Annotated in this window: 16 protein-coding genes; 9 read left to right on the plus strand and 7 right to left on the minus strand. The window is 59.3% G+C overall.

What is annotated here, in order from left to right:
- Positions 1 to 124: 124 nt before the first annotated feature.
- The 4 genes from Poly24_RS05760 to Poly24_RS05775 all read left to right on the plus strand — a co-directional run bounded on the left by Poly24_RS05760 (position 125) and on the right by Poly24_RS05775 (position 7,469).
- Positions 125 to 2,158, plus strand: coding sequence for a M13 family metallopeptidase (locus Poly24_RS05760; RefSeq protein ID WP_145091759.1), 2,034 nt, complete (start codon positions 125 to 127; stop codon positions 2,156 to 2,158).
- Between the two features lie 167 nt (positions 2,159 to 2,325).
- Positions 2,326 to 4,518: a DUF1549 domain-containing protein gene (locus tag Poly24_RS05765; protein ID WP_145091763.1), complete on the plus strand. Its 2,193-nt coding sequence runs from the start codon at positions 2,326 to 2,328 to the stop codon at positions 4,516 to 4,518.
- Positions 4,519 to 4,522: 4 nt separating this feature from the next.
- The gene (locus Poly24_RS05770; protein ID WP_145091766.1) at positions 4,523 to 5,842 is read left to right on the plus strand and encodes a DUF1501 domain-containing protein; all 1,320 of its coding nucleotides are present in this window, start codon (positions 4,523 to 4,525) and stop codon (positions 5,840 to 5,842) included.
- Between the two features lie 28 nt (positions 5,843 to 5,870).
- Positions 5,871 to 7,469, plus strand: coding sequence for a PPC domain-containing protein (locus tag Poly24_RS05775; RefSeq protein WP_145091769.1), 1,599 nt, complete (start codon positions 5,871 to 5,873; stop codon positions 7,467 to 7,469).
- A gap of 28 nt (positions 7,470 to 7,497) precedes the next feature.
- Here Poly24_RS05775 and Poly24_RS05780 read toward each other — a convergent pair whose 3' ends face one another.
- Together Poly24_RS05780 and Poly24_RS05785 are read right to left on the minus strand one after the other, a co-directional pair.
- A complete protein-coding gene (locus tag Poly24_RS05780) occupies positions 7,498 to 7,923 on the minus strand; it encodes a DUF4198 domain-containing protein (RefSeq protein WP_145091781.1) in 426 nt (141 codons plus the stop codon).
- 105 nt (positions 7,924 to 8,028) lie between these two features.
- A complete protein-coding gene (locus Poly24_RS05785; RefSeq protein ID WP_197452568.1) occupies positions 8,029 to 9,051 on the minus strand; it encodes a DUF1559 domain-containing protein in 1,023 nt (340 codons plus the stop codon).
- Between the two features lie 290 nt (positions 9,052 to 9,341).
- Here Poly24_RS05785 and Poly24_RS05790 point away from each other — a divergent pair, with 290 nt between their 5' ends.
- Positions 9,342 to 9,875 (plus strand): zinc ribbon domain-containing protein, encoded by a 534-nt coding sequence (locus tag Poly24_RS05790; protein ID WP_145091787.1) that lies wholly within the window; start codon positions 9,342 to 9,344, stop codon positions 9,873 to 9,875.
- On the opposite strand, the gene Poly24_RS05795 is transcribed toward Poly24_RS05790, so the two are convergent.
- Entirely contained in the window at positions 9,872 to 13,342 is a 3,471-nt protein-coding gene (locus Poly24_RS05795) for a DUF4175 family protein (protein WP_145091790.1), read from the minus strand. The genes Poly24_RS05790 and Poly24_RS05795 overlap by 4 nt on opposite strands.
- Positions 13,343 to 13,609: 267 nt before the next feature.
- Here Poly24_RS05795 and Poly24_RS05800 point away from each other — a divergent pair, with 267 nt between their 5' ends.
- The 3 genes from Poly24_RS05800 (at position 13,610) to Poly24_RS05810 (ending at position 17,890) form a co-directional block, all read left to right on the plus strand.
- Complete coding sequence (locus tag Poly24_RS05800; RefSeq protein WP_145091793.1) at positions 13,610 to 14,671, plus strand: sulfotransferase family protein; 1,062 nt, start codon at positions 13,610 to 13,612, stop codon at positions 14,669 to 14,671.
- A 293-nt stretch (positions 14,672 to 14,964) separates the two neighbouring features.
- Positions 14,965 to 16,395: a sulfatase family protein gene (locus Poly24_RS05805; protein WP_145091797.1), complete on the plus strand. Its 1,431-nt coding sequence runs from the start codon at positions 14,965 to 14,967 to the stop codon at positions 16,393 to 16,395.
- Between the two features lie 49 nt (positions 16,396 to 16,444).
- Positions 16,445 to 17,890, plus strand: a complete 1,446-nt coding sequence (locus Poly24_RS05810; RefSeq protein WP_145091802.1) for a sulfatase family protein — start codon at positions 16,445 to 16,447, stop codon at positions 17,888 to 17,890.
- 72 nt (positions 17,891 to 17,962) lie between these two features.
- Here the strand turns inward: Poly24_RS05810 and Poly24_RS05815 are convergent, their stop codons facing one another.
- Positions 17,963 to 19,012, minus strand: a complete 1,050-nt coding sequence (locus tag Poly24_RS05815; RefSeq protein ID WP_145091804.1) for a 3-deoxy-7-phosphoheptulonate synthase — start codon at positions 19,010 to 19,012, stop codon at positions 17,963 to 17,965.
- Positions 19,013 to 19,590: 578 nt separating this feature from the next.
- Here Poly24_RS05815 and Poly24_RS05820 point away from each other — a divergent pair.
- Entirely contained in the window at positions 19,591 to 20,790 is a 1,200-nt protein-coding gene (locus Poly24_RS05820) for a hypothetical protein (protein ID WP_145091807.1), read from the plus strand.
- A 25-nt stretch (positions 20,791 to 20,815) separates the two neighbouring features.
- On the opposite strand, the gene Poly24_RS05825 is transcribed toward Poly24_RS05820, so the two are convergent.
- The 3 genes from Poly24_RS05825 to Poly24_RS05835 all read right to left on the minus strand — a co-directional run bounded on the left by Poly24_RS05825 (position 20,816) and on the right by Poly24_RS05835 (position 24,839).
- On the minus strand, positions 20,816 to 22,513 hold the full coding sequence (locus Poly24_RS05825) for a hypothetical protein (protein ID WP_145091810.1): 1,698 nt from the start codon (positions 22,511 to 22,513) through the stop codon (positions 20,816 to 20,818).
- The gene (locus tag Poly24_RS05830) at positions 22,510 to 23,256 is read right to left on the minus strand and encodes an ABC transporter ATP-binding protein (protein ID WP_145091812.1); all 747 of its coding nucleotides are present in this window, start codon (positions 23,254 to 23,256) and stop codon (positions 22,510 to 22,512) included. Before Poly24_RS05830 ends, Poly24_RS05825 begins: the two co-directional genes overlap by 4 nt.
- Before the next feature lie 299 nt (positions 23,257 to 23,555).
- Positions 23,556 to 24,839, minus strand: a complete 1,284-nt coding sequence (locus Poly24_RS05835) for a Gfo/Idh/MocA family protein (protein WP_197452354.1) — start codon at positions 24,837 to 24,839, stop codon at positions 23,556 to 23,558.
- Positions 24,840 to 24,901: the final 62 nt, after the last annotated feature.

Here is a 24,901-nt window from a genome sequence, read left to right on the forward strand (position 1 = left end):
GTCCGTGGTGGCCGCATGTTGGCCGATCCCTCCAATGGCCGTAGAATCTACAAGTTCGCGGCAACCGCCGAACTTCGAAAACGTAAAACGTAAAACGTAAAACTTTCCAACACGGATGAGGATCATGATTCGCACGCTCTGCTTGTTCACAACGCTTGCCATCGCCAGCGTCTCGGTCACGCGATCGGTCTGCGCCCAGACCGAATTGCAGTCGGGGATCGACACAACCAATTTCAGCGACACCGTCACCGCGGGAGCTGACTTCTACGAATACATCAACGAGGGTTGGTTGAAGAAACATCCGCTGCCCGGAGATGAATCGAACTACGGCGTCTTCACGATGCTCAACGATCAGACCCAAGAAGCGGTCCGCACCATGATCCAGGAAGCTGCCGAGGCGACCGATCGCCCCGACGGTTCGGACGCTCAAAAGGTGGGCGACTTCTACACGTCCTATATCGATATCGAAACGCGGAACAAGCGTGGCGCAAAACCGCTGGCGCCGCTGTTGAAACAAATCGAGCAAGCCGACACCAAAGCCAAGCTGGCCGTGTTGATGGCTCAATTGTCGCGACAAGGGATCTCCCAACCTGTCGGCTATTATGTCTCCCCCGACGCCCGCGATTCGGCGAACTACACCGTCTACTTTTCGCAGCACGGGACCACGTTGCCCGACCGCGACTATTACTTAGAAGACGATACGATGTACGTGCGGGTTCGCGAAGCGTTCCCCGATTACATCGTCAAACTGTTGACCGCTGTCGGTTACCCCGATCCCGAAGCCGCCGCGCCGCAGATCGTCGCTCTGGAAACCAAGCTGGCGGAAGCTCAGTGGACCAAGGTTGCCAACCGCGATCCGATCAAGACCTATAACAAGGTCTCCAGCGGCGACTTGGCCAAGACGCTGAAGCATCTGCAATTCGAGAAGTTCGCCGAAGTCACCGACGTCGACCGAATCGAAAACTATGTCGTGCGGCAGCCCAGCTTCCTCGAAGCTGTCAACCAACTGTTCGACCAAGAATCGCTGCAAGTATGGCAAGCGTACATGGCGTTTCATGTCGCCGATTCGCTGGCGCCGGTCCTGAGTGCCGACATCGAAAAGATCCACTTCGATTTCCACGACACCGTGATCAGCGGCGTTGGGGAACAACAACCGATGTGGAAGCGAGGGGTCGAAGCGACCGGTGGCACGTTGAGCGAACTGGTTGGCAAACTGTACGTCGACCGGCACTTCACGCCTCAAGCCAAGCAACGGATGACCGAACTGGTCGAGAATCTGAAAGCTGCGTTTGCCAAGCGGATCGATCAACTGGAATGGATGACTCCGCCAACCAAGCTGCAAGCTCACGAGAAGCTGTCGAAGTTCAGAACCAAAATCGGTTACCCCGACCAATGGAAAGACTACAGCAAGTTGGAGATCAAGCCGGACGAACTGTTTGAGAACGTGATGCGAGCGGCCGAAGTCGAACATGCACGCGAGGTCGACAAACTGGGCGGACCGATCGATCCCCACGAATGGCACATGTCGCCGCAGACGATCAACGCCTATTACAACCCCGTGATGAACGAGATCGTTTTTCCCGCGGCGATTCTACAACCGCCCTTCTTTAATCTGGAAGCGGACGACGCTGCCAATTACGGCGGCATCGGATCGGTGATCGGCCACGAACTGAGCCACGGCTTTGACGACAAGGGAAGCAAGTACGACGGCGAAGGAAACCTTCGCAACTGGTGGAACGAAAGCGATCGCAGCGAGTTCGAAAAACGCAGCGAAGGACTGGTCGAACAGTTTGGCCAGTACAAACCGTTCCCCGACATGTCGGTCAACGGCGAATTGACCTTGGGCGAAAATATCGGCGATCTCGGCGGCCTGAACGTCGCCTACACCGCCTACCAAATGTCGCTCGAAGGGAAGCCCGCTCCCGTGATCGATGGACTCACCGGCGATCAACGCCTGTTCATCGGTTGGGCCCAGGTCTGGCCGCGACACTACCGAGAACCGGAATTACGTCGGCGTTTAGTGGTCGACCCGCACTCGCCCAGCCGATACCGAGTCAATGGAATCGTCAGCAACATGGATGCGTTTTACAAAGCGTTTGATATTAAACCAGGTGACAAGATGTTCATTCCGGCCGATCGCCGCGTGAAAATCTGGTAGTCCACGGGCTGCGATCCCAGCCGGTGCCCGCTGTTTCGACTGCAAGCAGCGGTGCACATGCGCCACCCCACCTCAAGCGACAAGCAAGTCAAACCGACCAATTCTGCTTGCTTGTCGCCGCCGGGAACGTCTATAATTAGCCGTTCCCTCCTACCCCCATCCCGCCCATGCCTACCCACGCACTTCCGCTCTGGATGCTCCTTGCCTTATGGCTGACGGTGCAGAATGTCGCTGCACAACCTGTCAGCTTTGAACTGGAAGTCCAGCCGATTCTCGCTGCTCGCGGATGCAGCACCGGCCCTTGCCACGGCAAACAGAACGGCCAGAACGGTTTTCAGTTGTCGTTGCTCGGCTTCGATTCCAATTTCGATTACAACGCGATCGCTCGGGACGCCCGAGGCCGCCGCGTCTTCCCGACCTCGCCGCGCGAGAGCCTGCTGCTGCTCAAGGCGACCGGCGAACTGCCCCATGGCGGGGGAAGAAAGCTCGATGAACAGAGCGCCGAATACCGCACGCTGCTGCGTTGGATCGAATCGGGAATGCCACGCAATCTGCCCGACGAACCGAGCCTGGACCAGGTGACGGTCTCGCCGACGCAGAAGTTTCTCAAGCCAGGCGAATCGCTGCCGCTGGTCGTCACCGCTCACTACAGCAACGGCACGCAGCAAGACGTCACCGCGATGGCGATGTACCAATCCAATGAAAGCGCGACCGTCGCCGTTGGCGACGACGGCGTCGTGCGAGCCGGTTCGCTGCCGGGCGAAGCGGCGATCATGGTCCGCTACATGAACGTGATCGCAACCTGCAACGTCGCGATCCCGTTGGCGGGCGATGTCCCCGACGACCTCTATGCCGACCTGCCGCGCAACAACTTCATCGACGATCACGTCTGGAACAAACTGCAGTCGCTGGGGATCACCCCTTCGGCTTCGGTCGACGATGCCAAGTTCATGCGACGCGTCTACACCGACATCATCGGTCGCCTGCCGACCGCCGACGAAGCGACAGCGTTTTTGAACGATCCCTCGTCGACCAAGCGTTTGAATCTGATCGACGATCTGCTGCAACGCCCTGAATATGCAGAGCACTGGGCCAACAAGTGGGCCGATCTGCTGCGTCCTAATCCGTACCGCGTCGGTATCAAAGCGGTGCTGAATTACGACCTCTGGATCCGCGAACGTTTCCGCAAAAACGTGCCTTGGGATCAGTTCGTCCGGGAACTGCTGACCGCTCAAGGGAGCACGTTCCACAACGGTGCGGTGACCCTGTTCCGTGATCGCCGATCGCCCGACGAATTGACAACGATCACGACTCAGTTGTTCCTGGGCATTCGCTTGGAATGTGCCAAGTGCCACCATCATCCGTTTGAAAAGTGGAGCCAACACGACTTCTACAGCTTCGCCTCTTACTTCGCCGGTTTGGGCCGAAAGGGTACGGGAGTGTCGCCGCCGATATCTGGAAGCGAAGAGATCGTCTACGCCGCCAAAAAGGGAACGGTAAACCATCCGACGACCGGCGCTTCGCTGGCCCCAGCCCCGTTGTTCGGTACAGCCGAGGTTGGTGCCGACGACAAAGACACTCGCGTCGCGATGGCAGCTTGGATCACCAGTCCCGAAAACGACTACTTCGCTCAAACGATGGCAAACCGCATCTGGGCCGACATGATGGGACGTGGAATCGTCGAACCTGTCGACGATTTGCGAGCGACTAACCCGCCCTCCAATGGACCGCTGCTGGACGCCTTGGCCGATCATTTCCGCGAGTCGGGATTTGACATCCAAGAGCTGATCCGAGCGATCGCGGCGTCGGCGGTCTATTCGTTGGACAGCGTACCGAACGAGCGAAACGTTGGTGACACCCGCAATTTCTCGCGTCGCTACCGTCAACGCTTGCGAGCCGAGGTGCTGATGGATTCGGTGGCCGAAGTGACAGGTGTCGAAGATAACTTCACCGGCATGCCGGCGGGCAGCCGCGCCAAAGAGATCTGGACCCACCGGATCACTTCGCAGTTCTTAGACGCCTTTGGACGCCCCGACCCAAACCAAGATCCACCTTGCGAAAGGCAGGAGCAGACGACCGTGACACAGACCTTGCATCTGATGAATTCCAAAACGATGCAGGCCAAGATCACTTCCGATTCAGGCCGCGCTGCCGATCTGTCCAAGAGCGATCTAAAGCCAGAAGAGGTCGTCCGTCAGCTGTATCTGTCGACCTACAGCCGGCTGCCCGACGATGCGGAATTAGAGTTTGGCGTCTCGCTTTTTTCTGGTGGTCCAACCGATCCGGCCGTTCGCCGCGATGCCATTCAAGATTTGATGTGGGCTTTGCTCAACACCCCCGAGTTCATGTTCAAGGATTAGACAAATGACGCGCTATCAAAATTGTTCCGGTGTGACGCGACGCGATTGTCTGCAGGTCGGGCTGGGCGGATTCTTTTCGCTTGGTCTCTCGGGTGCGTTGCGTGCTGCGGACGCCTCGCGATTGATCAAACAACATCAAGCCGACGCCTGCATCCTGGTCTGGCAAGATGGCGGCCCATCGCACTACGAAACCTTCGATCCCAAGCCCGATGCGCCGGTGGAGATTCGCGGCGAATTTGGTACGATCCCGACGGCGATCCCCGGGGTTCGGTTCTCCCAGCACATGACCGCGACCGCAAAGATCGCCGACCGCTTGTCGATCGTCCGATCGATCCGCCACGATCAAGGAAATCACGGCGCGGGAAACCACTACATGATGACCGGCTCACCGCCGCGAATTCCAGTCGGCTGCGGCGCGTTTGTCAGCTTCCATCCCAGCATGGGATCGGTGGTTGCCGCCGAGGTGGGGGCGCCCGCCGGAATGCCCGCCTATTTCTCGATGCCCAGCATGTCGCGCAGCGGTGGCCCCAATTTCTTGGGTGCCAAATATGCTCCGTTTGTTGTTCCCGACGATCCGAACTCGGCCAGCTTCCAAGTCCGCGACGTCGCCTTGCCCAAGGGACTCTCCGAAGCCAAGTTCTCCGATCGCCAATCGATTCGCAGGCAGATCGATGCGCTCAAGCGGTTCCGCGACGAAGCGGCTGCCGATCCGTTGATCGCGGTCGATGAGTTCTACGACCAAGGCCAGCAGCTGATGACTTCGCCGCAGGCTCAAAAGGCGTTCGATATCCACAGCGAACCCGAAGAGACGCGTGCGAAATACGGCCGCAATTCGTTTGGCCAACGAGCGTTGTTGGCGCGTCGCTTGGTCGAAGCGGGCGTTCCCTTCATCACGCTCTACGAAGGTGGCTGGGATCATCACACCAAGCTGTTCAGTGCGTTCGACAAGAAGCTGCCACCGCATGAGCAAACGATCGCCGCGCTGATCCAAGATCTGGAAGAGCGTGGAATGCTGGAGCGAACGTTGGTGATCGTGTTGGGCGAGTTTGGCCGCACACCGAAGATCAACAAAGATGGCGGACGCGATCACTGGTCCAATGCGATGAGTGTGATGTTTGCCGGTGGTGGAACGCCCGGTGGCCAAGTGATCGGCGCGACCGATCGCCAGGGCTATTCCGCAGTCGACCGCGTCCTCGCCCCGGAGAACTTCGTTTCGACGGTCTATCGCAAATTGGGAATCGATCCCGACAAGATCGTCCACACTCCCGAAGGGCGGCCGATGACGTACGTCTCCAATCCCGAACCGATCTCCGAATTGATGTAGCCCGACCGTCGTCGAAAGTCCCCACCGCATGCGAACTCTTGCCCTGATCCTCGCCGCCAGCCAATCCCTCTCCGCCCTCGCGGCCCCACCGAAAATAGACCACCTGTTTCCGGCGGGCGTTGGTCGCGAGGCGGCCCGAACCGTCACTGCTGCCGGTTCGTTTTCGACCTGGCCCCCGCAGGTCTGGGTCGACCGCGAAGGATTGACGGTGACGCCGGCGAAGGACAAAGGGAAGCTGGAGATCGCCGCGGGCGCCGATGCAGCTGGCGTCTATTTCATCCGACTGTTCGACGCCGAAGGAGCTTCGGTCGTGCGACCGTTCCTTGTCGATTCGCTGCCGGCAGTCGATGAAGTCGAACCCAACAACTCGCCCGAACAAGCGCAGCCGATCGATGGCAACGCCGTCGTCGATGGCGTGCTGCACAAATCGGGCGAGGTCGATCGATTTGCGGTCCCGATGAAAAAAGGGCAAACGCTCGTCGCATCGCTACAGGCCCACAGCCGTCTCGGTTCGCCGATGGATGCCGTGCTGCAAGTCGCCGATCCGCGTGGATTTGTCGTCGCCCAAAACGATGACAACGTCGGCAACGATCCTCAGATCGCGTTCGAAGCGCCCGCCGACGGAACCTACAGCGTCGGCCTGTTCGCCTTTCCAGCGACTCCCAACAGCACGATCAATTTCTCGGGCAGCAGTTCCTACATCTATCGACTGACCCTAACGACCGCCGGTTTCGTCGACCACTGCAGCCCGATGGCGATCGACACGGAAACCGATAACGCGATCCAACTGCATGGTTGGAATATCGCCGAGACCGCAGCCAGCGTCACGCCATCGGCGATCCCCGGCGAGCGGCAATATATTTCGCATCCCGAACTCGCCTCGTTTGTCGAAGTCGTCCGATCGAGCATCCCCGTCTTCGATCCGACCAGGCACAGCGAAGGCGATCCGATCGCCTGGCCCGTAGTTATCTCGGATCAAATCTCGGCGGCGGGCGAAGTTGACAAGTTCGCCTTCGACGCCAAGAAGGGACAGACGTTGCGATGCCGCGTCGAATCCGATTCGCTGGGCTATCTGTTGGATCCGGTGCTCACGCTGTTGGATGAAAAAGGCAAACAGCTGGCGGAGGTCGACGATTCGAGCGGACGCCGCGATTCGGAACTGAAGCAGACGATTCCCGCCGACGGACGCTATGAACTGACAGTCCGCGATCTCTATGGAAATGGAGGCCCACGGTTCGCCTACCGAATGACGATCGACGATTCACCCCCCAGCTTCGCCCTGACCGTCGCCGCCGATTCGTTTGTGATCAAAGGGAAAGAGAAACTGACTCTCCCGATCGCCGTCGCTCGCGAGCGGGGTTGTAGCGACGAGATCGCGATCTCGATCGAAGGGCTACCCGAAACGCTGACCGCCACGACGGGAACGTCCGCGGCCAAAGGGGAGACCGCAAAAGAAGTGAAGCTGGAGATCAGCGTCAGCGGAGAAGAGAGCGTCGCGTTTTCCGGCCCGATCCGAATCATCGGGCGAATCGCTGGCGAGCGTCCGCGGGAACAAGCGGCGACCTTCACGGTCGCCGGAACCGAGCAAACGCTCGACCAGATCTGGCTGACCGCGGTCAAGCCATAGTTCCCATCAAACGAAGTGCGACGCGTCGCTACTTGCCTTCGAGATCAAAATCGAACGTGTTGTCTCCAGCGGCCACGTCGACCTGTAGCTCGCTCGCCTCGTTGTATTTGGCTGGCAACAACTCGGGGCGCGCTTCGATCGAAGGCCCGTCCCCTTCGGAAACGACACCCTCCCGCGCGGTGGTAATGCGGACCGTGTGTTTGCCTACCAATGCGCCGTCGGCATCGTAGGTGAACATCATGTTGTAGTTCCCACTGGTATCGGTCTCGCCAACCGAAGGGCGTCCATTTTCGGGAATGAATTCGATGCTGGCACCTTCGACCGGTTGACCGTCGATCGTGACGGTGCCATGAACGGTTCCCAAGGGAGGCAGCCCCGAAGGGCCGCAGCCGAATGTCGCAAGAATCAACATTGCCAACAGTCCGGTCGCCACGATTTTTTTACAGTTCTTCATCGTTCAAATCTTTCAGTCAATCCAAGTATCTAAGAAAAAAGTGCCCGCCCTGCGACAACGCCACAAGACGGGCACTTCAATAATGAAAGCGAGCAAGCAACCGGACTACAGCGAAGCGGGGACGCCGTCCTGCATGCCGATCAGCGCTTCCATCACGCTGTCGACAGTCCAACCACCGCCGTTGTTGCCGTTGCTCAATTCGACCGTGTCGGAAATGAACTTGACCGAACCATCGGCCGCCGCAAACTGGGCTCCCCCTGGATGCAAGCTACTGAAAGCCATCTTCTTCGTCGAACTGACGTTTTCGCTTGGTGTCATCACGACGTTGATCGGATAGCGAGCGCTACCCGCAAGTGACATAACGCCTTGATTGGTTGCCGTATTGCCTGGGTTGTCGCGAGCTGTGGGGCCGAGCGAGAGATTGTCACGCGCCACCAACATCATTCCCCCCGACATCCGAATTCCTCCTGCACGGCTGTGAAAACGTTCTCCAATCATCAGCGTGTTGGAGGTGCCGTCGAGGATGTCCCGGAGGCCCGCTGTCGGCTCGCCCTTAATGCCGCGGGAGAAGATCCCAATCGCTCCGGTCAGTCCATCGATCATGTTCGAGGCCCGTTTCATACGCAGATCCGCGATATTCGAAGCGACGACATAATTCGTGACCGCCACTCCGGTATTCGTATCGTTGATATCATCGATACAGTATCCTGCGTCGACCCCCGGTTCATGAACGGCTGGTCCAGTCGACGATGGGCAGCGATAGCCGTCGATCGGATTTTGAAACAACTCCGGATTTGTGGTGATCTTTGCACGTGCCTTGGCGGTTCCCACTTCCAACGCGTCATAACGTGGTTGTTGCTCGATAAACGGCAACAGGAACGCGGACCACGCCCAGTGCCCACCATCGTCGGTGACATTGGTGTCGTGGATGTACATTGGCGGCAACACCTTGTACACGTCGTGATAATTGTGCATCGCCAGAGCTTGCTGCTTCAGATTATTACTGCACTGCATCCGGCGAGCCGCTTCGCGTGCTGCCTGAACGGCCGGCAACAGCAATCCCACCAAGATTCCAATGATGGCGATCACCACCAACAACTCCACTAAGGTGAATCCTTTGCGTTTCATAGATTTAAATTCCGATGAAAGGAGAGAAACATAGAATCGCGGGAAAAAAATGATGTCAGACATAATATGGCCACCCGCGAGCAGGGTATAACGCTACCATTACAGTCGTTCAAGGGCAAGATAAACCCCGTAAATGGTCAATTCGGCTGGAGATTAAAACCACAGGGGTGGCTTGGTTCCCCTCGCGTCATCGCGCGGTATTCCGCCCAAGGCTGACCCTATAATTGAGAAAGTGGCCAAGATTCGGGCGTTATCAGCGAATTCGTGGTACACACCTACCGGAGAAAACCATGTCGGACGAAGAGCGAATCAATCCTGGTCATCTGAAAACGCGGCAGCTGTTACGCAAGATCGGCCCTTTAATCTTTGGCGTCGGCGCGTTGTTCACGATCGTCGGCATGGCCAGCTTCTTTATGTCGTTTGGCAGCTTTGGCCCGCCACGATTCTTCTGGTGCTGCTTTGTCGGGATGCCCCTGATGTTCGTCGGCAGCACGATGAGCGGATATGGGTTCATGGGTGCGATCACGCGATACCAAGCGGGGGAGATCGCGCCGGTCGGCAAAGACACCTTCAACTACATGGCCGAAGAGACCCGTGGTGGTGTGCAAGCTGTCGCCTCGGCGATCGGCGCGGGACTGAACCAGTCCGCCCGTCAGTCGTCCGTGGCATGTCCCAGTTGTGGAACCGCAAACGATCACGACGCCAAGTTCTGCGATTCGTGTGGGACCGCGATGTTGGCGACCTGCGGATCGTGTGGCGCCGTCAACGACAGCGAAGCCAAATTCTGCGACCGCTGCGGGACTCCGCTCTCACAAAACCGCTAAGGCGACCAACGACGAGCTCCGATCCCGTCCCCCTCTTTGTCGGCTGCGGGTGCGGGAGCTTGGTCCAATAGCGATTGAAATTGATCGCGGAGCTTTTGCTGCCGCTGAGCCAATTGGCGGATCGCCTGCTGTTTGTAGTTTCGCTGAGCCTCGTCGACCGGATCGATCGCTTCGACCGCTGCGGTTCGATCCAACAACCATTGCTGCAGCCCCAACAACAGCCGCAAACTGGCCATCGACGGCTGCTCATTTTCATGGTCGTCCGGTCCATCCTGTGGCTGTTGCGGATCTTGCTGCGACGGATCGATCGGTTCGTTTCCAGGGGGCTGACGCATCTGCTGCATCACCGCTTCGAGCACTTGTTCCAATCTCGCGAGCGCTCCTTGCGCCGCATCGATCACCGCCGGTGATCGATCGTCCCGTGCAAGCATCGCCGCAGCGCGGTTCATGTCGTCGGTGGCACCGGACATGACAAAGTCGAACCCGGCCAGTTCGGATACCATCGGCGAGATCGCTTGCACGCGCTGAGCCAATTGCTTTTCGGTCGCGGCCAGATCGCCGAGCCCTCCCGATTGGGCCGCTTCGATCCGAGCGATCAATATCCGCTGGTCGGCCAAGATCCCTTCCAACTGTTCGATGAACGCCCACATCTTTTTCCGCTGCTGGTCGGCGTCGACTTGCTTCTGCAGCTGCGCCAGTTGCTCGCGGGCATCGTCCAATTGCTGCTGAGCGGTCTGCGACGATCGTTGTGCCGATTCCCGATCGCCCGCCTGCAATTGCTGTTGGCCTTGCGATTGAGCTTCCAACGCCTGGTCGATCCGATCGGTCGCCTGCTCGGCACCCAATCGCTCTACTTGCGAACGCAACCGCTGAGTCTGATCGGCCAGCTGCTTCCAATCGTCGGCCAACTCGGCAGCTTCCTCCTGCGGATCATCCAAGCGCCGACCGATCTGCTGCTGCTGATCGGCTGCGTCTTCCAAGTCCTTGGCCGCGGCCTGGATCGCGTCGGACATCGATTCTTCGCGACTGCGATCGCTTCCTTCCAATGCCGCACGAGTCGACTGCAACGCCTGCTGGATCTGCGATTGCTTTTCCATCGACTGCCCCAGCCGTCCCGACTTCAAATCCTCGGCGCTCGACCGCATCTGACCGACCACTTGATCTTCATCCAATCGCTCGGCCGCCCGCTGCAATCGATCGGCAAACGGAGCCTGTTCGTCGGGGAGATCCGTTGCGGTTTCGGCGATCTCCGCCGCCAAGCGTGCAGCTCGCCGCGACAGTTCCTGTTGCGAATTGCCAAGCGTCTGCTGGCGCGAGTCCTTTGCCGAATCATCGGCCGCATCGAGATCGGCGGTTTCGTTCTGCAATCGCTGCTGATCCGATAACAAATCGTCCAACTGACGCGACAGATCGCGGACGGCATCGCGTTTGACAAGCTCTCCAGCCAACGACTCCAACCGATCGACAACCTCCTGCTGTTGTTGGCCGATCCGATCCAGTTGCTGTTTCAGTTTCGCAGTCGCCGCTGCGTCGCGTGCTTCGGATTCCATCGCAGCGGCGGCGCTGGCGATCGCATCGACGATCTCGGTGGAGTCACGGTCCGCCAGCTCCGACAGCGCGTCCAGCAAATCGCTCAAGCGTTGCGAATCCGCGTCCAGCAGACTGTTGCTCTCCAGCAGTTCGACGGCTTGCCTAGCCAGATCGATCGCGCCGCCGGTCTCTTGCAACGTACGGCGCGATTGCTGTTGAGTGGTCTCTGCAAAGTCGACGCGCTGGGCTGCGGTGGCGCGGTCCTGATCCGGCTTCAACTCCGCCGCGGCGGCGAGAACTTGATCGCGAGCGGATCGTTGTTCGGCGGTGGCATCGCGCAGCTTCTCTACGATCGTGTTTTCATTTTCGGCGACCTGCTGTCGAATCACCGCTTCGGAAACGATCGCCAACGATAGCGTCGGGCTGACACCTCGCTGCCCCTGCTGGTCGATCGCCCACGCGGCTAGCTCGATCGTCTCGCCCGCTTGCAGCTTCCAATCGGACGGCTTGAACATCGCCTTGCCGTCGGTCGTCCGCTCGATCTCCGCTAACGTTTGCACGGCAAAGTCGGAAGCTTCCGCCGCGTCCTCCGCAGCGGACCGGCCGGGTCGATTCCAGCGGCCCCCGGTTTCGGTGAGCCCAAAGTCATCTTCCGCGGTCCAGTTCAACGCGACCTCTCCGTCGGGCATAACCATCGAAACGCGGGGCGCTTCGGACCAATCGACTTGCGGAGGCGAATCGGCAACGACACGAATCGTCCACTCTTGGGCAAAGCTCCCCGGCAGACCGTCGACGTCGGTCCATTCGATCTGAAACTGGCGATCCTCGGTCAATTCCAACGGCTCGAAGAGGACGGTCAGCCCATCGGTCGACAGCTTTCCTTCGCTTGCGACATTCGAATTGGACGAGTTGCTGGTCGACTGACTCAGTCTTGCTTCGGCGATCGGTTTAGAGAGGCTCAGTTCCAACCCAGCCCGCGTTCCACTGACGACATCAAACCGCAGGGCTTCGATCGCCCGTTGGGGCTTGCCGGTATATTCGGGCGCGGTGAGCGTCCACTGATGGCGCCTTATTTCGGGAGACTGGACCACGTCGACCGCTTGCCAGTCGAGCGTGTCGTCGTCGCCTCCGGTCGCGCGGATCTCCAACCGGGTCTGCACGTTCTCGATTCGGGCGACTCCGCTGTGCCCAGCCTGCTGCAGCGGAAGCCTCTGCGTCCCGGCGGGCGTTCGCACCAACACGACCGCATCGGATGGAAGATCGGATTGCGGGTCGCGGACGACAACTTCCAAACTGTCTCTCTGATGGACCACTTTGGGCAACGGATCGATTTGCAAATGATGGCGACGCGGCCAATCGAGTTGTCGCCAGGGCTGAGCCAGTCGGGCGGCGGCGTGCGAGACCGTCGCGGAATCCTGGAACCACAGGCCGCTCAAAACCGCAGCGATCACCGCCGCGGCGGTCAACGCGCCGAGGGTTGGCCGGAGGTTGAGTGCCGTTGCAAACGATAAACCTTGCACATCCTGAGTCGTGCGATCGATGACGGCGGCTTCGAGGTGGCTTTTCGAAGGACGTGGCGACTCGAGAAAGTCGATGCTACTGCTGAGCCGATCGCCGAGGGCGGGAAAGACAGCTTCGATCTGCCGGGCGACATCGGTCCCTCGCAGCCGCAGCCGGATCGCGGGGACCAGCCAACGCCAGGCGAGCCCCATCGCAGCGGCGACCAGCAAGCCAGTCGAGAGCCAACGCCACCCCAAGCTACGGGAACGGACTAGCCAATCGATTGTGCCAAGCCCGATCGCCAACAGGATCAACGACGCCGCGACGATCGCGATCGCACGAACCAATAGTAAACCGTGGGCCTGCCAGGAGAGCCCTCGGACGCGACGCAGCAGCGGATGGGCGGTGGATGGGTGATGCGATGGAGTGGTCGACATCCAACGGGCCTCGAGGGTTGGGAGTTCACGTTTTCAGTATACTGCAAGTCGCCCGGAGCCCGATCCCCGGGGGAAGTGAAAACCAAGCTCGCCTAGCAAATCCGCTGGGCGACAACTACGATCAGATTTTGGCCCGCCGTCTCCCCCTGCAACCCGCATTCAATCATTTTGAGCGAACACGCACCCGCTGCTGCAAAATCGTCCGCGTCGCCGAAGCCCGACGATTTTCACCCGTACCCGTTCTACACGCCCAGGTTCTGGCATGGGATGCGAACCGCTCCCTACTGGAAACTGCTCCGCGACGGGCACTTCAAAATCCAGCCCTCTCGGCTGGCGATGGCGGCGATCATTTCGGGGATCGCGCCGATCAACGACCTGATGGCGGCGGGGCATCGGTTGGTCCACGGTCGGCGAATCGATAACACCGAACTGGCCGGACCGCCCGTTTTTATCGTCGGTCATTGGCGCAGCGGCACGACGCTGCTGCATGAGTTGATGGTCCTGGACAACCAATGGACGTTTCCGACATCGTTCCAGTGCTTCGCACCGCACCATTTCCTGTTCACCGAATGGCAGTTCAACATGTTTGGCAGCTGGTTGCTGCCGAGTAAACGCCCGATGGACAACATGTCGGCCGGCTGGCGTTTGCCACAGGAGGACGAATTCGCGCTGCTGGTCCTCGGCCTGCCATCGCCCTACCGGCGGATGGCCTTCCCCGGCGAAGCTCCGCCCGACATGAACTATCTCGATTGGACAAACATCTCTCCCGAGGAACATCGCACTTGGGTGAACGGTCTGCGTGGGTTCCTCAAAGCGTTGACCTACAAAAATCCGAAACCATTGGTTTTGAAGAGCCCCACCCACACCGGGCGGATCGCCGTCTTGGCGGAGGCTTTTCCCGACGCCAAGTTCATCCACATCACGCGCGACCCACGCAACATCTTCCCATCGACGTGTCGCCTGTGGAAATCGTTAGATGTCTCGCAATGTTTCCAACGGCCCAACTATGACCACTTGGAAGAATATGTCCTCGAGTGTCACGAGCGGATGTATCGCGCCTTCCACGCGGGCCGGTCGGCGGTCGCCGAGGATCAGATCATCGACATCCGATATGAAGACCTCGTCGCCGATCCCGTCGCTCAATTAGGCCACGTCTACGAAAAGCTGAACCTCGGCGATTTCGACGGCAATCTCAAGCCCCAACTGCAGGACTGGGTCGAAAGCCAACACCGCAGCTACCGCACCAACCAACACTCCCTGCCACCGGAGCAGGAGGCGGTGCTGAAGGAACGTTGGAGCGAATATTTCGAGCGGTATGGATACTTGTAGGAGAGACACCGCTGGAGTCGAGCCTTCAGGCGACGCCCCCCAGCATTCATTCGGCTGAAGCCTCGACTCCAGCGCCTGTTTTCGCGCATCCTTCTCTCCCCCCATTTCTTGGCTCCTTTTGTCGATCCGACCGCACCGTCGGCTCGCTATCTTGGATAGAATCGATCGTACGCTGAAGGCCTCAACGGCTATCGACCGACCCGTGACCGGCCGTCAACGGTTAGATCGTGAGCACAGTCTGGGCCCCGGCGACATTCCTCTTCTCTCATTCTTTTCCAGGATTCCACGCATCGATGTCTACGCGATTCATGCTGCTGTTGCTACTCGCTATGTCTCAGACCACCCTTTGGTCTGAAGAGCCAACTGAGCCAAACATCATCCTCGTGATGGCGGATGATCTCGGTTGGGGTGACGTCGGCTTCAACGGGAACACCGTCATCCAGACGCCTCATCTGGACGCGATGGCGAAGAACGGAATGCGGCTGACGCGGTTTTATACCGCTTCGCCGTTGTGTTCGCCGACGCGTGGCAGCTGTCTGACCGGACGTCATCCGTGGCGTTTTGGTGTGTTAGCGGCTCACACTGGCGGAATGCGACGGGGCGAGATGACGGTGGCCGAAGTCGCTCATCTTAAAAAATACCAGACGGGGTTCTTTGGCAAATGGCATCTGGGCTGGGTGAAGCCGGAGGAACAGCTGCCGCGCGGCTATTATTCGCCGCCGTGGCATCACGGTTTTGACGAAACCTTCGCGACGACCAGCGCGGTGCCGACCTGGAACCCAACGAAGACGCCGCCGGACAAATCGAGCGGTAAGAAGAGTGGTAAGAAGGATTCATCCAAAGAGCCCGAGCCGTGGAAGGGGGGCAAACCGTACGTCCACAACGGCGTGGAAGTCGCGGACAACATGGAAGGAGATGACAGCCGGGTGATCATGGACCGAGTGCTTCCGTTCATCCGCGGTGCCGCACAGAATCAGCAACCGGTCCTGGCGTGCGTCTGGTTTCACACGCCTCATGAACCTGTCATCGCCGGACCGGAATACCGCAAACTCTATCCGAACAACGGCACGGCAAAGCAGAACTATTTTGGCGCGATCACGGCGATGGACGACCAGATCGGACGGCTCCGCGACGAACTCCGCCAGCTCGGCATTGAAAAGAACACCATCCTGTTCTTCACCAGCGACAACGGCCCTTCGGATTCGTTGGCGAAGAAGGGAGTCGCTTCAGCCGGCCCGTTCCGCGGCCACAAACACACGATGTACGAGGGAGGGTTGCGGGTGCCTTCGGTTGTCGAATGGCCGGGGCAGATCGCGGCGGGGACCACCAGCGACACGGTTTGCGCGACCGTCGATTACTTCCCGACCGTGGTCGAATTGACCGGCGCGTCGCTCGGAAAAAAGGCCGATCGCCCGATCGACGGCCAGTCGTTGATGGGCGTGCTGAAAGGAACCGCCACGCAGCGGTCGACGCCATTATTCTTCGGCTACCGGCGACTCTATAAAGACATCGACGGACAGGCGTTGGTCGAGAATCGCTACAAGCTGCTGAAGCGGGCCGTGGCCGGCGGCGAATATGAACTGTACGACCTCGCCGAAGATCCGGGCGAGGAACACGACCTCGCGGCGACCGAGCCGGAGATTTTGGCGAGGATGAAAGCGCGGATGGCCGAATACGACGAATCGTGTCGGCTCAGCCGCGACGGAGCCGACTACCAGTTCTAAATCCAAATTCAATCCGTAGAAACCGACTTCCACATTCCGTTGAATTCCCATGAAACAGATCTTACTCGCTCCGCTCTTGCTGCTTGCCCCTGCTGCCGTGTTGTACGCCGCAGAGACTCGATCGCCCCAAGCTCCTCCCAACATCGTCATCATCATGGCCGACGACTTGGGTTACGGAGACGTCAGCTGTTATGGGGCGACAAAAATCAAAACGCCAAACATCGACCGACTGGCTCGCCAAGGGAAGCAGTTCACCGACGCGCACACAGCCGCATCGGTCTGCTCGCCATCGCGTTACGGGTTGATGACGGGACGCTTGCCTTGGCGACTGCACAAGAAAGGCAATAACTACCGACTCGAATCGGGGCGGATGACGCTGGCTTCGCTGGTCCAGCCCCAAGGCTATCGTTCCGCTGCGATCGGCAAGTGGCACCTGGGTTACAGCAAGGATTGGAACAAACTGCCGATCACGGGGCCGTTGGAAGTCGGTTTTGACTATCACTTTGGCGTGCCGCAGAACCACAACGACTCCTACCGGGTCTTCATCGAAAACCACGACATCGTCGGCCGCAAGCCAGGCGAAGCCTTTCGAGTCGTGAAAGGTCGCGACTTTCCCGAAGGTGTCGCTCATCCGCGGATCGAAGATCAAGTCGATACGACGTTAACGGCCAAAGCGACCGAGTTCATTCGCGAGAATGCCGAGCGTCCTTTTTTTCTCTACTTCACCCCCTGCGCGCCTCACACTCACGTCACGCCAGCCGCCACGTTCCGCGGCACCAGCCAGGCGGGACTGCTGGGGGATCACATCCAGGAACTCGACGCCCATGTCGGCGAGATTCTCGCCACGCTCGATGCACTGCAACTGACCGATCAAACGCTGGTGATCTTCACCAGCGACAACGGCGCCTCTCCGAAGGACTTCAAAGGGACGCAGAACACGAACCTTCATCTCGCCAGCGAAGCGGGGGAGGTGCGGGGGAAATTCAAGTCTGCCAAAGCGGATGCCAGAGCTTTGGGGCACGTCACCAATGGCAAGTGGCACGACGGCAAGGGATCGCCCTTTGAAGGGGGCCATCGCGTCCCCTTCATCGCGCGGTGGCCGGGGCAGATCGAAGCCGGTTCAACGTCGGACCTGACCTTCTGTCTGACCGACCTGCTCGCCACATTCGCCGACCTATTGCAAGTCGACCTCCCCGACGATGCCGGTGAAGACTCGATCAGCATCCTGCCTGCACTCCTTGGCAATCCGACGACGCCCCGTCGCGAGGCCATCTTTGTTCAAGGTGACACGAAAGACAACGCGATCGCCGTTTGCTCGGGCCGATGGAAGATGATCGAGACATCCGGCGGCAAAGACCGCAAGGTCCACCAGCTCTACGATCTTGCTAACGATCCCGGAGAGACGACCGACGTCGCCGCGGCGCATCGCGATATCGTGAAGCGTCTGGCCGCAGCCCTCGACAAGGCGCGGACAGACGGACGGACTCGCCAATAACAGCCCCAGGGCGTGGCCTGGGGGGTTCGTTGCGATGAAGCGGCGCGATGGCCGAACTGCCAGCCGGACCGGCTACTTCGCTGTCCGGCGTTCTTTGGCGGCGGTGGCCAAGCGATCCAACAGAGTGACGGTATCGTCCCAGCCGATGCAGGCGTCGGTGATGCTTTGCCCGCGTTGTTCCGGCTTGCTCTGTTTGCCTTCGACCAGATTGCTCTCGATCATCACGCCGATGATCCGCCGGTCTCCTTCGCTGATCTGATGGCAGATGTCGCGACAGACGTAAGCTTGGCGTTCGTGCCGCTTTCGCGAGTTGGCGTGACTGCAATCGATCATGATCCGCGGATCGAGCCCCGCTTTCTCCAACAACGCCGCGGCGTCGTCGACGCTGGCGGCGTCGTAATTGGTGTGCGTGTTGCCGCCGCGCAAGATCAGGTGGCAGTCTTCGTTGCCGGTGGTCTGGAAAATTGTCGATCGACCATCTTTGGCGACCGATAGGAAATGGTGCGAGTTGCGGGCGGCACCGATCGCGTCGACGGCGATCTGCACGCTGCCAGCGGTTCCGTTTTTGAAACCGACAGGGCAGGAGAGGCCTGAGGCGAGTTCGCGGTGCCCCTGGCTCTCGGTGGTCCGCGCCCCGATCGCTCCCCAACCGACGAGATCGGCGATGTATTGAGGGCTGATCAGATCGAGGTATTCGACGCCGGCGGGGACGCCGACTTCATTGATGTCCAGCAGCAACTTCCGGGCGGTCTGCAGTCCCTGATTGATCTCGAAGCTGCCGTCGATGCGAGGATCGTTGATCAGCCCCTTCCAGCCGACAGTGGTCCGCGGTTTTTCGAAGTAGACCCGCATGATGACCAACAGATCGTCGCTCAAACGCTGCTGGACCTTTTGCAACTTGGCAGCGTATTCGATCGCCGCTTCGGGATCGTGGATCGAACAGGGGCCCACGACGACAGCGATCCGATCGTCGGTCCCCTCCAACGCCTGATGAAATTGCTGCCGGGCTTGGTAGACCGTGTTGGCAGCAGTTTCGCTGACAGGAATTTCTGCGATCAGGTCGGCGGGGGAGCGGAGCGATTTTTGGTCGCGGATTCGGAGGTCGTCGGTCGTCTGGGTCATCGGGATTTTTGCATTCGTTTATCAAGCAACCAAAAAAACGATCTGCACCAAACAGCGGGCAGACCGGGGGAGGGGGGAGCCGAGCGTCGCTCTAAACTCCCCTGCAGTGTTGGTTTAAGCGTAATCGGGGCCTTTGGTCAATGGCGGGCTGTCGACCAAGAGCGATCTTTCATCAGAAGGACACAAACCAAGCGGTTTTGGTGAGCGGGGGAAAAATATTTTGAATCTATCTTGATGGAAACCGGCGGATTTCCTTACGCTCTCCCAAAGCCCCATCTTCGGGGTCCCTACCCAATCCATCAACGCACGAGGCAAGGATGCACGGCGTTACGCTCCGAATGACCCTTTGTTCGGTTACATTATATACTTTGATTGTTGCGACCGGTTGCCGAACCGCCGTCCCGGATCGCTCGTTGCAGGCCGAGCTTCAACCGCCGGCGGAGCCCAGCGGAGGGCTGTTTTCGACGATTGCCAAGCAATTTCAGGCATCGCCGAACCAACAAACACGTCCTTCGACTTCGAATGCGGCCAATGCGCGAAAGCGGCAAGCCCCCCCAGCAGCGCCGAAGGACAACGAGATGGCTTCGATGGGTGGCAACACCGCCGACGACGAAGCCGATGGGTTGATCGAAGCGTTCAGCAATGCAAGTCCCGAGGTTCAGGCCGCGGCCCGCCAACAATTGGCGGCGATGCGCAACATGCAGCGTCAACAAGCGACGACTTCGGAGGGGTCCAGCGCCGCGAATCCTACTCCGGCCAAGGAGATGAGTTTGCCTAAACCGACCCAAAGCCAACCGGTCGCGCACGCCCTTGCGACCGCTTCGGAACAACCGTCGGCAACTCCCAACGCGATTCAACAATCCACGGCCACCGCAACCGATAAAGAATTGCAAGCATCCGTCGCATTTGCGTCCCAACCGGTTGCCGAAACGGCACCTACCGCTGCGGTCGAACAAGTCGCGGCAACCACGCCTGCTGCGAAGCCGGCTGAACCTGAGACCAAGACGATCCAATTGGAAGCCGAAGTGCCCGCGGCGGCCCCCGTCGCGAAGAGCATGACCAACCGAGAACATCTCGACGCCTTGATCACGCATTACGAGGCGCAAGATTTCGCATTGGACACGCCCGAGGGGCTGACCCAATTGGCCAAACTGCGGATGCTTTATCTGTTGGCCGATAAGCCCGACCAAGCGATGCAGAAGGTCGACGAATTGACCGCCGCCGAACAGGATTATCTGCGTTATCAGATGATGACGATGTGGAACTTGGTCGACCCCGACGGATCCCCGTCTCGGGCACGACGTTGGGAGAAGTCGCTGGAAAATCTTCGGCTCGCTTCGGGGCACCTCGCTGCCGCGACCGAATCGTTGAACGTTAGCAGCATTGCCTTCTGCACCGAAGTCGAAAGCTACGGTCGGATCACGCCGTTCAAAGACTACAAAATGGAACCTGGCCAACAGGTGATCCTGTACTGCGAGATCGACAACTTCGCCTCCGAACGGCTGAGCGATGGCTACGAAACGCATTTCCAAGGCAGCTACGACCTGTTTAACGCCGACGGAGTCCGCGTTGCCGAACAAGTGCTGCCGGCCGACAAACAGACCTGCAACAACTATCGCCGCGACTACTTTATCGCGTACCGTCTGTATCTGCCCAAACAATTGGCTCCCGGACCCCATCGCATCCAGCTAACGATCGAGGACCTCAAGGGAAAGAAGTTTGGCCAATCGACGCTCGACTTTGAGGTCGTTGCCAAAGCTGCTGCTCCAGCGGAATAGAAGCCCTCGTGCCAGCAAAATTGGCTTAGGCTGCGGGCGTGTCGACCGACAGGTCAAAGCGCCGCAGCGCGGTCGCCGTCGCCCACAGCGATGCCGCCGCGGCGGACCACAAAATCGCCAGCCCACCGGTCCGGTAGACGATCGATTGATAATCGTCGCTGACCCAACGACGTATCGACATCGTCCAAGCCATCAGGACCGCGACCCCCAGCACGAACAGTAGGCCTTTGAACGTAAAGACCAGTGTCGTGCGGATCAGGACTTCAATTCCCTCCTGACCAGTTCGCTGCGGGAAGGTCAAGAAGATTGCGTTCTCCAACGCGAAGGTAAAGACCGTCGCGGGGATTAGCACCAGTATCGACATGCCAAGTTTGGTTGCATCGGGAGTTCGCGTGATCGCGGTCACCGCCAGCACCACCAACTGAAACGCCAAACAGGCGGCGATCGGTAGCGCCAATTGACCGATTGTGATCCGGAATTCGGAGATCGGCAGTTGTCGCAGCGAGAGGATCCGGTCGAGGTCGCGGCGGAAATCGATCTTCAGTGCCGGCGGGCCCAACAGCAGCGTGTAGAAGATCAACGAACCGACGACGTGAATCAAGATCGGCTGGTCCGCAGGGACCACCCATATTGGAAACGTCGAAAATGCGGCGGGGACAAACAACGTGGCCAACACGGTTAGCCAGTACCCGCGCAACGTCACCGCGTGTCGCGCAACCAACGGTCCAACGCCAGCGAACGATAGCGCACCAGACAGGCGACGGCGACGCTGGAAGGCTTCGAGATTCTGTTGGGCCAGTGGCGCTTCAACGACCTGCTGCGATTCCAGCGAAGCGTATTCGACGCGATGCTGGCGCAATTGCGATGCGGCCAATGCCCGCTCCACCCAGAAGATGATCGCGACCAGGGCCGCGATCTCCAACGTCCCCGCGATCAGTCCGATCACGACGGCAAGGTTCCAATGGCTGGCGATGGCGATGTCCGCAAGGTAACGCATCGGATACCCCATCGTCCGTGCGACTTCTCCTTGGCTGAGTTCGACCAAACCGCCGAGCATCAGATTCGGTAACTGGATCGCTGGCATTCCGAATTCGGGATTCCAATGCGTCCAGACACTCACGCCAACCGACGCAGCGATCGCCATGGCGATCGCCGCGACGCCGATGCGGAGCCGCAGCAGCGCGGGCTTGGACATGCCCGAACAACCGATCTCGACGATCATCCGCGACAGTTCCAAGATCCCCAACGCCATCAGTAAACCGAGAAACGTCAGTTCGATACGCGACGAATCGGGCAGTAGCACGACAGTCAAGAGAGCCGCTTTGAGGCATGCCGGGGCGAAGCTGCCCGCCAAGCGATATCCGATCAATTGAGCCCGGGAGAGCGGGGCGGTCCAGAGCAATTCACGCTCGGGACGCGACCACGGAATCCCCACCCGCTCGCTATTCCAAGCGGTCCGCAGCAGATGCCAATACGCATACATGACTAGACCGCTGGTGATCCATAACTGCAACCGCTGTGGGTCGGCCGCTGGCCGCAGCAGGATGCCAAGCAGCGTCTGCCCCGCCCAAAAAGCTGCTAACAGGAGCGCGATCGCCGTCAAGACGATGCGTCGGGGAGCGAAAATTCGGCGTTTCAAACGGGCCATCTTGGCCACGGTTCGCATCTGTAACAGCTGCCGCAAACCCACGGGAAAACACGCTTCCAACGAGAACGCATTCATAACGAGGCTCCCGCCGAAAGCTCTCCCGACGTCGCGGCAAAGAAGGCCTGTTCTAGCGACGCGGGGGCACCAGCCGATTCAAACTGCGATTTGAACGTATCGATCGGGCCGCAAAATTTCGAACGGCCACGATCCAGAACCAAGACATGGGTGCAGACCGATTCGATCATCGCCAACAGATGCGAACTGATCATGATCGCCGCTCCGTCGGCCGCTCGCTGACGTACCGATTCCAACAGGTTACGAATTCCCGGCGGGTCCAAACCGGTCATCGGTTCGTCCAACAAGATCGCTTGGGGAGAGTACAGGTAGCCGCAACAGACGGCCAACTTCTGTCGCATCCCTCGACTCAAGGCATTGGCTCGCTGGTCGACTTTTTCGATCAAGTCGAAGGTCTGCAGCAGTTGATGGGTTTTGGTTTCGGCATCGGCGACGCGGTAGACCGAAGCGAAGAAGTCCATGTGTTGGCCGACGGTCAGGTCGTCGAACAATTGTGGATCGTCGGGGACATACGCCGTCTGTTGCTTGATGGCGATCGGATGTTGTTCAACATCCAGGCCCGCGATTTCCAACCGGCCGCGCGTTGCCGGTACGAGGCCGCTCAAGGCCCGCAGCGTCGTCGTCTTCCCGGCGCCGTTGGGCCCAACGAGCCCAAAGACTTGGCCGGGAAGAACTGCGAAGGACAAACCGGCCACCGCCACGGTGGATTCATAGGCTTTGTGAAAATCGATCGCGCGGATCATAGGGCGTCGCTGGGCTGTTTGGCTGTGGGCATGAAGGGACGTTTGCAGGTCCAGCCCAAGCGGATCGACGTGGAGTTGTCGATTCGTCCGATCAGCAGCGTGATCGCTACCGCGCGTGGCTGTCCAACGAAGATCTACCTTGCAAACCAAGGGGCCCGCCGGGCAACGGCCAGATAACCGAGGCAGCCTCTACTGTAGAGGCTGCTCTCGGGTCGGATTGCGACACCTGTAACGATGTTGGCGGCCACCAAGCGGATGGGGCGATGAGAGTGGTTACAGGTTGGAGAGTCAGGGAATGTTTAGATCTTGGTGACGTCGGCTTCCCAAGCCGGGTTGTACTCGCGTCCCCACATCTCATTCTGTTCCTGCGGTCCTTGAACGTGGCCGTTGGTCGGATCGGAGATGACAGGTTGGCCGGTGCGATACGCGATCACGCCCAAGTGGCACATCATCGTGCTGCAGTGTCCGCCAGCGATCGGTTGATTCAAGGTGGAAGCATCGCCGCTGCGAACCGCGTCGACGAAGTTGGTCAGGTGCGCCAGTTGGCCGTTGTTCGTTCCCTTGACCTCTTCGACCATCTTGTTGGCTCGATTGAACAACTTGAAGCCGCCGTTGCTGTCGACTTCCATCGAACCCTCGGTTCCGTAGAACGAAACAAATGGGTTGACGTTGTGCTTGTTGCACGAAGTGCCTTGCCAAGTGATCTGGCTGCCATCGCCAAATTCAAACGCAACAACTTGCGTGTCGGGAGTGATCTGATCGTCGTCGTAGCAGTAGCGGCCGCCGGAGATCGTGGTGCGCGTCGGATAATCGACTCCCATTCCCCAACGACAGATGTCCAGGGTGTGGACGCCGTTGTTGGCCAACTCGCCGCCCCCCCAGTGCCAGTTCCAGTGCCAGTTGTAAGGAACGACGTTCGATTTGTATTCGCGGTGAGGGGCGGGGCCTTCCCAAAGCGCGTAATCGAGATTCTCTGGCGGTGCACTCGGTTCTACCTTTCCGATCGAACCGCGTTGGTTGACATAATAACCGCGCGACAGGAAGACCTTGCCGATCGCTCCGGCTTGCAGTTTTTCCATCGCTTGGATCATTTCAGGAGCGCTGCGGCGCTGCGTGCCGACCTGAACGACGCGGTTGTATTTTTCAGCCGCCTCGATCATCCATTCGCCTTCTTGAGCGTTATGGCTGGCGGGCTTTTCAACGTAGACGTGCTTGCCCGCTTTGCAGGCCATGATCGTCGCCGGGCCGTGCCAATGGTTGGGAGCGGCGCAGACCAACGCGTCGACTTCTTTGTCGTCCAAGATCTGGCGGAAATCGGTGATCGCTTCTGGAGACGTGCCAGCGATCTTGCCCAGCTTTTCAGCGCCCGAAGCGAGCCGAGTGCTGTCGACGTCGCAGATGTATTTGACTTCGACACCGTCCATCTTGGCCAGATCGGTGGCAAGCGACATACCGCGTGAAAGGCCCATCACGCCAACCTTGACCGTCTTTTCGGACTCGGCGGCGGAGACTTGAGAGTGAAGGGCGGTGGTTGCGACGGTGGTCGCAACCGAAGAGGCAATAAATTGACGTCGATCGAACATCAGGAGGGATTCCTTCAAGAGAGAGAATTTGGTGGGATAGCACCGGTGGGAAGACGAACTGT

The organism is Rosistilla carotiformis, assembly GCF_007753095.1.
Classification (GTDB): Bacteria; Planctomycetota; Planctomycetia; order Pirellulales; family Pirellulaceae; genus Rosistilla; species Rosistilla carotiformis.